The sequence below is a fragment of the Mesorhizobium sp. M0771 genome (assembly GCF_040320155.1).
Taxonomy (GTDB): Bacteria; Pseudomonadota; Alphaproteobacteria; order Rhizobiales; family Rhizobiaceae; genus Mesorhizobium.
Map to the genome: position 1 here is coordinate 49,236 of NZ_JAMYPC010000029.1, position 9,731 is coordinate 58,966.

General features: G+C 59.9%; 8 protein-coding genes. 3 read left to right on the forward strand and 5 right to left on the reverse strand.

Annotated elements, in window-relative coordinates; translation table 11 throughout:
• Window positions 1-120 precede the first annotated feature (120 nt).
• The 3 genes from NKI05_RS29280 to NKI05_RS29290 form a co-directional block, all read right to left on the reverse strand.
• A complete protein-coding gene (locus tag NKI05_RS29280) occupies window positions 121-789 on the reverse strand; it encodes a DUF2161 domain-containing phosphodiesterase (RefSeq protein WP_023705981.1) in 669 nt (222 codons plus the stop codon).
• 336 nt (window positions 790-1,125) lie between these two features.
• Window positions 1,126-1,401, reverse strand: a complete 276-nt coding sequence (locus NKI05_RS29285) for a DUF6074 family protein (protein ID WP_023815395.1) — start codon at window positions 1,399-1,401, stop codon at window positions 1,126-1,128.
• Window positions 1,402-1,547: 146 nt separating this feature from the next.
• Window positions 1,548-1,844, reverse strand: coding sequence for a DUF982 domain-containing protein (locus NKI05_RS29290; RefSeq protein WP_023688240.1), 297 nt, complete (start codon window positions 1,842-1,844; stop codon window positions 1,548-1,550).
• A gap of 279 nt (window positions 1,845-2,123) precedes the next feature.
• On the opposite strand from NKI05_RS29290, the gene map reads away from it, so the two are divergent.
• The 3 genes from map to NKI05_RS29305 all read left to right on the forward strand — a co-directional run bounded on the left by map (window position 2,124) and on the right by NKI05_RS29305 (window position 5,137).
• Complete coding sequence (gene map, locus NKI05_RS29295; RefSeq protein ID WP_023744793.1) at window positions 2,124-2,957, forward strand: type I methionyl aminopeptidase; 834 nt, start codon at window positions 2,124-2,126, stop codon at window positions 2,955-2,957.
• 113 nt (window positions 2,958-3,070) lie between these two features.
• Window positions 3,071-3,736, forward strand: a complete 666-nt coding sequence (locus tag NKI05_RS29300) for a JAB domain-containing protein (RefSeq protein ID WP_352793838.1) — start codon at window positions 3,071-3,073, stop codon at window positions 3,734-3,736.
• 147 nt (window positions 3,737-3,883) lie between these two features.
• A complete protein-coding gene (locus NKI05_RS29305; protein WP_352793840.1) occupies window positions 3,884-5,137 on the forward strand; it encodes a tyrosine-type recombinase/integrase in 1,254 nt (417 codons plus the stop codon).
• Window positions 5,138-5,514: 377 nt separating this feature from the next.
• Here the strand turns inward: NKI05_RS29305 and NKI05_RS29310 are convergent, their stop codons facing one another.
• Both NKI05_RS29310 and NKI05_RS29315 read right to left on the reverse strand, forming a co-directional pair.
• The gene (locus tag NKI05_RS29310; RefSeq protein ID WP_352793842.1) at window positions 5,515-7,437 is read right to left on the reverse strand and encodes an ATP-dependent helicase; all 1,923 of its coding nucleotides are present in this window, start codon (window positions 7,435-7,437) and stop codon (window positions 5,515-5,517) included.
• The gene (locus NKI05_RS29315; RefSeq protein ID WP_352793844.1) at window positions 7,434-9,350 is read right to left on the reverse strand and encodes an ATP-dependent nuclease; all 1,917 of its coding nucleotides are present in this window, start codon (window positions 9,348-9,350) and stop codon (window positions 7,434-7,436) included. Before NKI05_RS29315 ends, NKI05_RS29310 begins: the two co-directional genes overlap by 4 nt.
• Window positions 9,351-9,731 lie beyond the last annotated feature (381 nt).

Genomic DNA, 9,731 nt, shown 5'->3' on the forward strand with positions numbered 1-9,731 from the left:
CGCGGCAGCCGCCGAACTAGCAGCGGCTGGAACGGTGGCGCGGCGAATCGGTTGAAACGGCGAACAGCGGCTGCCGTGCCGAGGTTTCCCTCGGCGCCTGCTCGCGGCAATCTCCGGCACTCACCCTTGGTCGTGCGCTACCTGCGGCCAGCGCTGTAACGCCGCGTGGCCACCCTCGGTCAGCGCGTAGACGCCGCGCTCGGCCCTGGCGAACCAGCCATAGACATTGTCCAAGAGGATGCTGGGCGCGCGTGGCGAAATCGCTTTCAGATCGCGCGGGCGTTTCGGCCCGTCGGTCATGGCTGCGGCGCAGGCCAGCGCATCCTGCCGGTAGGCGGTCATGATCGGCGCGCGCGAACCGCCGCCGACCACCGGATCGCCGCGCCGGCGCCGGTGTTCCTCCATCAGCCGGGAGCGGCGCTTCGGATCGCGGCGCGGCGGCAGAGCCGCCGGGCTGAGCAGCAATTCGACCTCCCCCTTGCCGCTGACAGCCAGAAGCCCGAAGCCGAGCCGCCGGCACAGCGCGCGAAAACGGCGGTCGTGCTCGCGGCCCTTGCCACGCGCCGACATGCGCGCCGCCAGCCACACTTCGTCGCATGCCGCGGCGCGATCGACACCTTGCAGCACCAGTTCGAGGTTGAACTGCAATTTCAGTTCGCAGATGACCAGCACAGGCGGCTCGCCGTCGCGCACCGCCACGATATCGCAGTGGCCGACTTCGCCCTTGACCGTGAACTCCAGGCTCTCGAGAAACCGCTTCACCGGGATGTAGAGAGACGTTTCCTGCATCGCGCAGGCATAGCCGATTCGGACCGGACCGGCACAGGGATCGCCGAGAGGCCGACGCCTTGCGCTAAACCGCGTCGATCCCACCATCTGCAAAAGGCATCCGTCAGGCAGGTTCTCCGGCGTGACGGTCCCGCCATAGCGCTCGACGATTTCCTTGGCAATGACCGACGTCGCCAGGGCCGAGCGCGACCAGTATTTCATCGCCTGTCTCGCGTTCAACAAGGCGCTCGCCGTGGCTGGGACGGCACAATCGACAGCGTAAGACCCGAGATCCGTCGACGCCAAGACCGGTCCACGGTTGGCCACAGTGAGCGCGTGTCGGTGCTCTGTTCGAAGCTAGAGGCGGGTGCGCGTCCGGCGCTGCCCCGGTGCGGCATCGTCCGCCTTGAAATTCATCTCGTCCTGGACCGCGGCAAAAAACCGGCGGACATCGTTGGCCGCCGAAGCTGCATCGCTGCCGGCTGCGACCGCCTTGTCGAGGAGTTCGCGCGCCGTGGCCTTCCAGAACGACGTGGCCGTGTCGCCGTGCAGTCTGCCCAGCCTTGCGGCGACCTCGCGCACCAGCACGGTCTGCCGATCTAGCGGGAAGGTACACACATTGGCTGAAGACATGTTCTGCACCATGAAACCGACGCAACGAATCAGACGCTGCTCTATGGCTCATGCCTAGCTGTGAAGTCGGAAACGGAACCTTAACGCCGCGGAGTCCGCGCCGATTGGAACGAGTCGGTTGGCCGGCCTCCAGGCCAAGCAGAACTCTAGACCCTCAGGCCCCTCGCCTCGCCGGCGCGCTTGGCCGTAACCATCATGTCCCTGGCCAGCAGGCCACTGACCCGGCAAAACGCCATGAAGGCGCGCCATGCGTCCTCAGTCCTGACCACATCCACCGTGGCCCCGAAACAGGCATTGAACGCCGCTTCATAGACCTTGCCCTGTCGCTTCTTTGGCCAGTCATGCAGGATATCCAGCGCCTGTTCGACGCTGTATATTTCCTCTACCGGCAGCCCGGGCGCGGGCGCGATGCGCACCGGCACCTCGAATTGCAATCTGTCCATTCTATATCTCCCGAACTGGCGTCGACCACAGCAACGCCGTTCGTCGTCAAAAGTTGCTTTGGCTGCTTTTGCGCGAAAATGTGTCGTCAGTGCGATCTCGGCATTCGGAGGAGATCGCGCACCTGGATGTCATCTGAGCGGCCGTACAAGCCAGGAAAATCGCCAGTATCAGTCCATTGCCGGCAGTTCTTCCTTGAACCTTGCGGCTTGCAGTGCCAAATCTGGGGAAATTTTCTAACGGGCTGATATGCGCCGCCCGCTTACAGGCAAACGGACACTATGGTCACCTATCTCGACGCCGCCACGGCACCCCTCAGGAACACCGGCCAGATCCGCCTCTACGGCGAAGAAGGATTTGCCGGCATGCGCAAGGCCTGCGATCTCACCGCGCGCTGCCTTGATGAACTGGTGCCGATGGTCCAGCCGGGTGTCACCACCGAGACCATCGACCGTTTCGTCTTCGAATTCGGCATGGACCAAGGCGCGCTACCGGCGACGCTCAACTACCGCGGCTACACCAAATCGTCCTGCACCTCGATCAACCACGTCGTTTGCCACGGCATTCCAGACAACAAGCCGTTGAAGGATGGCGACATCGTCAACATCGACGTCACCTACATCCTCGACGGCTGGCACGGCGATTCCTCGCGCATGTATCCCGTCGGCACCATCAAGCGCGCCGCCGAACGCCTGCTTGAAGTCACTCATGAGTGCCTGATGCGCGGAATCGCGGCGGTCCGGCCCGGCGCCCGCACCGGCGCCATCGGCGCCGCCATCCAGACCTATGCCGAGGCAGAGCGCTGCTCGGTGGTGCGCGATTTCTGCGGCCACGGCGTTGGCCAGTTGTTCCACGACGCACCCAACATCCTGCACTATGGCACCGCCTCGGAAGGCGTCGAGATGCGGCCGGGCATGATCTTCACCATCGAGCCCATGATCAATCTTGGCCGGCCGCATGTGAAAGTGCTGTCGGACGGCTGGACGGCGGTGACGCGCGACCGCTCGCTGTCGGCGCAGTACGAACACACGATAGGCGTCACCGAAACTGGCTGCGAGATTTTCACCCTGTCGCCAAACAAGCTCGACCGCCCCGGCCTGCCGGCGGTCAGCTGAAAACAAGATCGCCTCAAGCCGCGGCTTTGAGGCGCCGTCGCCGAAAAAACTCGACCGCGCGCTGCTTACCGCTCTAATCTGCCGTCGAAGCCTTCGGGGAGTGTGTGGGGTCGATGGGGAAGAGTGGCGACGACGAACGGGGGTTCTTCTCCGAGCGGTGGCTTGAACCACCGGCGAAGAACAAGGCACCAAGAGACAAATCGACGGAGAAGCCACACTATCACGGCCATCGCGACCGTTTGCGCGAGCGCTTCGTTGCCGGCGACGCAGACGTCCTGCCCGACTACGAACTTCTCGAACTGCTGCTGTTTCGCCTGATCCCGCGCGTCGACACCAAGCCGATCGCCAAGGCGCTCTTGGCGCGCTTCGGCACTTTTGGCGAAGTGCTTGGCGCACCGGTGGCGCTGCTGCAGGAGGTGAAGGGCATCGGCCCCGCCGTGGCGGTCGACCTGAAGGTGATTGCCGCTGCCGCGCAGCGCATGGCGCGGACCGAGGTTCGCGACCGCGAGGTGCTGTCCAACTGGACGCAGCTTCTTGCGTACTGCCGCTCGGCGATGGCGTTCGAGAACCGCGAACATTTCCGCATCCTGTTCCTCGACAAGAAGAACGTGCTGATCGCCGACGAGGTACAGCAGGTCGGCACCGTGGACCACACGCCGGTCTATCCGCGCGAAGTGATCAAGCGCGCGCTCGAACTGTCGGCCAGCGCCGTCATCCTGGTGCATAATCATCCCACTCGGCCCTTTTCAATCACGCACGATCACGCTTTAGCACGTTGATACATATCGATTTTTCGACTTGTCGTAGAGTCGGACATTGTGGCATATTGGGGTCGGTTTTAGGGGGATCAAAGCCCATTTTGAACCCAACCACAGACCCCTACTACCCGTCAGCCGATCCCACTCGAAAGCCTACGGGAGACCCCAGTGCCAAGCCTTACCGATGGAGAGATTCGCCACGCTTTGAAGCAGGTCGAGGAGACCAGTAAGCAGCAGAACCTTGTCGATGGCGAGGGTCATGGAACAGGCCGCCTCGTTCTAGTGATAAAGCCAATGCCGACCCGCATAACGGCGGACTGGATGGCTCAGCAGTGGCGAGACCAAAAGCGTCTCAAGAAAAAGCTCGGCTCGTATCCGTCAATGAGCCTTAGCCAGGCTCGCGAGATTTTCAGACGCGACTTTGCCGACATGATCCAGAAGGGACGCAGCATCAAGATAGCCGGTGACACGCGACCCGGCACGGTCGCCGATCTGTTCGAGGCTTACGTGGCGTCGCTTAAGGCAGATGGAAAACCGTCTTGGAAGGAGGCCGAAAAGGGCTTGAACAAGATCGCCGATTCACTCGGTCGCAACCGCCCTGCCCGCGACATCGAGCCTGACGAGATCAGGGACCTCATTCGCCCGATCTATCAGCGAGGCAAACGGTCTATGGCCGATCATGTTCGCAGCTATATTCGATCAGCATACAGTTGGGGGCTGAAATCCGAGCATGACTACCGATCAACCTCGGTCCGTCGCTTTCGTCTCGGCTACAATCCAGCTGCGGGCATCCCAACCGAACCGAAAAATGTTGGAACGCGATGGTTGGAAGAGGAGGAGTTCATCCGTCTCTATCGTTGGCTCGAATCTCCTGATGCGCCGGTCCACCCCCCTTACACGCGTGCCGTAAGAATTCTTATGTTGACCGGACAGCGCGTCGAGGAGATCGCTCGGCTGCACGTCGATCAATGGGATGCGGCCGAGCGCATCATCGACTGGTCCAAGACCAAGAATGGAAAGCCTCACGCCATCCCCGTACCCAAGATTGCGGCCGAGCTTATTGGGTCGATCAAGCCGAATGAATTTGGTTGGTTTTTCCCATCGGCAACTGACCCGTCCAAGCCTGTCAGTCATGGAACACTCTATTCGTTCATGTGGCGCCAGCGCGATCGCGAGGTCATCCCTGTCGTGACAAACCGCGATCTCCGGCGAACCTGGAAGACGCTTGCCGGCAAGGCTGGGCTCTCAAAAGAGATCCGAGACCGACTACAGAACCACACGCTGCAGGACGTCAGTTCCAAGAGCTACGATCGCTGGAATTACATGCCGGAAAAGCGTGCTGCCATGGCGCGGTGGGACAAGTTTGTCCGCGATATCCTGGTGAAGAAGAAGCGTAAAGCCACATTCAAGGAAGCTGCGTAACGATTGCTATTACTCCCCGGCGTCACATCTGTGATCGCTGGCAGACGTTTCGAGCTTCACCTAAAAACAGATCTCCGAAGGCAGAGGTCACAGGTTCGGGTGCGCCATTTTTATATCGTGAAAACAGTCCGTTAGCAAGGCATTTTCCCCACGAGGATATGTCGGGAAACACGTCGCGGAAGCACCACGGAAGCAGTCGGACGTGTGTTTGGGTTAGCTTAGTCCGACCACCGTCTAGTTAGACGCCGGCCAAAACTGACCACTGGTTGGGGCAATAAGTACGCGTGCGCGATGACGACGGGCCAAGGATGGCTCAACGTCTAAGATTTATTCGAGGTTTTGGCCCGAGTGTAACAACCAGCTTGAGCACCTCAGGCCTAAAAAGCCGGCGCCGCCCCTTCCTCAAGCCCCATTTCTCGGAGAAAGCGCGAAGGCGCTTTTCGGTAACCTTGGTATTGTTCGGCGCGTGTTAGAACCAGCTGCTTCTTAGTGCGCGTGATGCCTACAAAGCAGTTACGGCGCTCTTCCTCTAACTCGGATGGCGGTGCCATATGTTTGAGACTTTGCCACGAGGGCAATACCGATTCAGCCATACCGATCATCCAGACCCGATCGAATTCCAAACCTTTTGCCGAATGAATGGTAAGAAGCCGCACCGCCGTCGGGTCGAGAGGCGGCTCCTTAGGCCGCAGCTTCATGCCTTGAAGAAGCTCATCAAGGTCGGGCGGCGCACCCTTCTCGGCCCGGATGGCTTGATGCGCTGTTTTCCAAGCGGCATTGTCTTCTGCCGCGTCGCTTACGACGCCCTCCGGCGTTTCGGCCGTCGTCATGAGGAAGGTGATCGCTTCGGTAACTATCTGCTGCCAACTGGACCGGGACCGCACGAGCCGAAGGGCTATCGCAGACAGGTTCGTGGAAATTTCGTTCTGGCTCGATTCGGCGGCAAGCGCCCAATGTTCTAGGTAGCCCGTCCCGGTGGATGCCGCTTCAGCAAGTAGAAGCGCCGCATCAAGCTGCAAGCCAGCAATACGATTCCCGGACGCAGCAAGCGCCGTGAATACCTGCCGGTCGCCGGGTCGCAGGGACAGGTCAAGGCAGCTCTGAAGCCAGACAAACTGCGGAGAAATAAACCGATCACGCCGCGTTGCGATCGAGGCCGCGACACCGCGCGCTTTCAATGCAGCTAGCACAGGCTGAAGGATCGCTCTCGTTCGCCCCAGAACCGCAACCTCGCCGCGTTCGGCAGCAGTGATCCCTGCGATATCGTCAGCTACGCCCTCGGCTTCTTCGGCGTCCATTCTGAAGGTCCGTTGTAGGATTGCGGTGCCATCGCCGGGGAGTGTCGGAACAAGCGGCTCCTTACCGGGCGTCCTATCAGAGTTGTATCCTATGAGATTGTTTGCCGCCTGAACAATGGCGGGAGGGCAGCGCCGATTTTCCACCAGCTGGATCAGGCCCGGCGAAAAATGCTCTCGAAACTCTACAATCTGCTGATAACTAGCTCCAGCCCACTGGTAGATGATCTGGTCGTCATCGGCGACGGCAAAAATGTTCTTGAAGTCCTCGCCTGCAAAAAAGCGCACAAGGCGATACTGCGCGGGCGTGGTGTCTTGGAATTCGTCGATGAGCCAATAAGGGTAGGTTTGCCGAGTCCGGGCCGCGACAGCGGGAACGGTGTGGGCCAATCGGCAGGCGTCCAAAATCATGCCGTTGAAGTCGAGCGCATTATTGGCGCGTAGGGCTGCTTCGTAGATCGCATACACGCGAGCCGCGCGCTCACCTGCTACCGGATCACGGAAGCGGCGCGCCGTCTTTTCGGGGCTGACAAGGCTGCTTCGCAACTGGTCGATCGCTCTCAGCCATCGAACGTCATCGGGCGTGAAGTCCGCGCCGTCGGCTGCCGCAGCCTCAAGCGCTTCGCGCAACAGTTCCTTCCGGTCATCGTCCTGATCGTAGATACCGAAGTCCGGCTTGATACCTATGTGGGATCCATGCTGACGCAAAATCTGCGCGCAAAAGCTATGGAATGTGCCGATGAAAGTTCGATCTGTCAGGCCCGGAACCAGAGTTTCGACGCGCTCCCGCATCTCGTCTCCCGCTTTCGTCGTGAAGGTCAGCGCGAGAATTCGGAAATTTCGATTCCGGCTTTCGTTCAGTATCCGTGCGATACGTGCGGTGAGAACGGTCGTCTTTCCGACGCCCGGCCCGGCGAGGACAAGTGCGGAGCCTTCCTTCCAGTCGGCAGCTTGACGCTGTGTAGGGCTAAGTCTGTCGAGCGCCGTTTGAAGCTGATCGGTCATGCGGCGCCACCCATTGATTGAATCAGTCGAACAAACGGTGCGGGCATCCTCAAAGCTAGGTCCCTATCTGCGGCAACGCGCAAAGACAGCTTGCCCATATAACCAGTTTTCTTGTTTTTCAGGCGCGATCGAAATTCCTCGAACTCACACGTCAGGGCAGATCTTCCACTAACTGCGCCCATTATTTCTCGCAGCAGACCTTCGTGGCCATCGGCGAGTAGCTGATCTTCGAGGTCGCGATCTGCTGGCAGAGTCGAGAATTTGCCGTTGAGTTCGCCCTCTGTGAATCCGCGATCCAAAATCTGCTGCCGGAATTTGGCGGCTTCCTGATCGCCGTCGGTGATCATGTTCCAAGGTATTCCGAACGCCTCCGCGAGCGCCGGATAAATTCCCGCGTTGCCGCTCTGCTGAAAGTCGATAACTGCGATCCCATGCGCATCGAGCGGCAGGTTAAGCGCTCTACCAAGCGCATGGATCAACAGGTATTCGGTCACGCCCTCAACCAAAATCCAGCGGCGAGCAAAAAATATCTCGCCACGAACGCGGCGTCCGTGAAAACCCAGTTCCTCCTCGTCCTCAGCGGAGGGGACAACCCGGCAGGCGTGCCTGAGTGCGAGTATCTCGGCTTGGCGTGCTGCCGGGTCGTCGTCCCTGCGATAGCAATGGGCCAGAGAGACGCTCATTTCCGCGTCGAACCAAGAGCGGGCAGCGAGACGGCCAGTCGCCGGATCGCGGTCAAACACGCGTCCGCCTCCGCCTCGCAAGAACCCGTCAAGCGATGTGTTCCACGGCAACGCGGAAACCACGATGCGGGGCAGCATGCAGACTTCGGTCTGGCCGCCACGAAGGCGAACCAGTCGAAGATCGCGGAGCGGCACATTCTGCACAAAGTATGGCGAATGGGTTGTCATCAGTTTCTGGCCGGTAAGCCCCTGCGTCCGCTCCCAAAGTGTCCTAGCAGCTTGCGGATGGAGATGGGCCTCGGGCTCCTCGATCGCGAAAACCGCTTCGACTCCGGGCTGTTCCGCCTCGGCAAGCTGTTGCAGCACTGCGGCCTGAAACAGGAAAATCACGGCGAGGCTTTGAAGGCCCTGGCCGTGATGGCCAAGGGGAAGCCAAGGCCGCAAGTCCTCGTTGCGCATGACAATGCCTGTGCGTTGGAGCATTTCCTCCATCGCTAACGGCAGGGTGTTTAGCCGGGCTGATCCGGGGCCTTCACCGACGGCAACGCGTGTAGCCTCGCCAATCATGGCGGCGATGTCGGTGAGTCTCGGATCCGCCGCGATAATCTTGGCATCAAGATCAGCGAGCGTCTCCAGCGCCTCGGCCTCCAACTCGGGTGGAATACGAACGCTTCGTAGCAGTCGCCCCCAATGGCCAGACCTCGGGGTGAATTCGTCAGCAGCATCGCGTAAGGCGCCAAGCCAGAAGAGGGGCAAATAGCCGAAGAAGCCCGTCAGGTTGATTGACCGCCGTCTCTCCGGCAAAGCCTCGCCAGCAGAATCAAGAAACTGCCAGGCGGGATCGAATATTTCTTTGTCAGCATTCCAAGCGCAAGTGACGCGCAAAGTCAGGACGTTGCGGACGCCATCTGATTGAATCGTAATGATGTCGGCAAGAGCGGCGACCATGTCAGCATCCCACTCTCCGGGCCTGACCTCTTCCATAGTCAAGGTGATCGTCACTGGTGGCAGCGTGCGGGGATCACCATCGGGATCGGGCCGGTGAACGTCGTTCTCGGTGAAGCCCGTGCCGCGCTGCCCCCAACGCCTTGTTAAAACAATGCGCACAGCATCAATGATCGCGGTTTTCCCGGCGTTGTTTTGCCCGATAAAGACGGTGGTCGCGCCAAGGTCCATAGCGAGATTCTTGATGCAGCGGAAATTCTGAATGTGGAGCCGAGTGATGCGCACGTTCGCCCTATTTTACTCTGAAGCCAATGGGATGGTAATGCGGCGCAGAAATCGGCTAGCTGGTCGTCTGCTGCTGGGCTGATTCACAATCGGTATGAAAACTTTTATCGTCAATAATAAGTTACTGACGTAGTCATCAGCGGCTTAGCTGGCATGCATGGCAATTCCGGTCGGAGTATTCAAGGATTTTCTCCTGCGGCGCATGATGTGCTGCCATAGCCGGTTCTGTTGCACTATTCGCATGCAGTAACCTTTGTGTCCATTTGAGAGGACCAGCGAGCGTTCGTGACCTGGGACCCTTGTTCCCTCCAGTTCAATGGAGAGTCCGGAGTTTCATTTCTGGCCTCATGCGGCCTGTTTTTCCAGAGCCATTTTGATGGC

Coding starts and splice junctions, on each gene's coding strand:
- NKI05_RS29300 (WP_352793838.1), top strand. CDS start 3,071: ATGGGGAAGAGTGGCGACGACGAACGGGGGTTCTTCTCCGAGCGGTGG.
- NKI05_RS29285 (WP_023815395.1), bottom strand. CDS start 1,401: ATGTCTTCAGCCAATGTGTGTACCTTCCCGCTAGATCGGCAGACCGTG.
- NKI05_RS29280 (WP_023705981.1), bottom strand. CDS start 789: ATGCAGGAAACGTCTCTCTACATCCCGGTGAAGCGGTTTCTCGAGAGC.
- NKI05_RS29290 (WP_023688240.1), bottom strand. CDS start 1,844: ATGGACAGATTGCAATTCGAGGTGCCGGTGCGCATCGCGCCCGCGCCC.
- map (WP_023744793.1), top strand. CDS start 2,124: ATGGTCACCTATCTCGACGCCGCCACGGCACCCCTCAGGAACACCGGC.
- NKI05_RS29310 (WP_352793842.1), bottom strand. CDS start 7,437: ATGACCGATCAGCTTCAAACGGCGCTCGACAGACTTAGCCCTACACAG.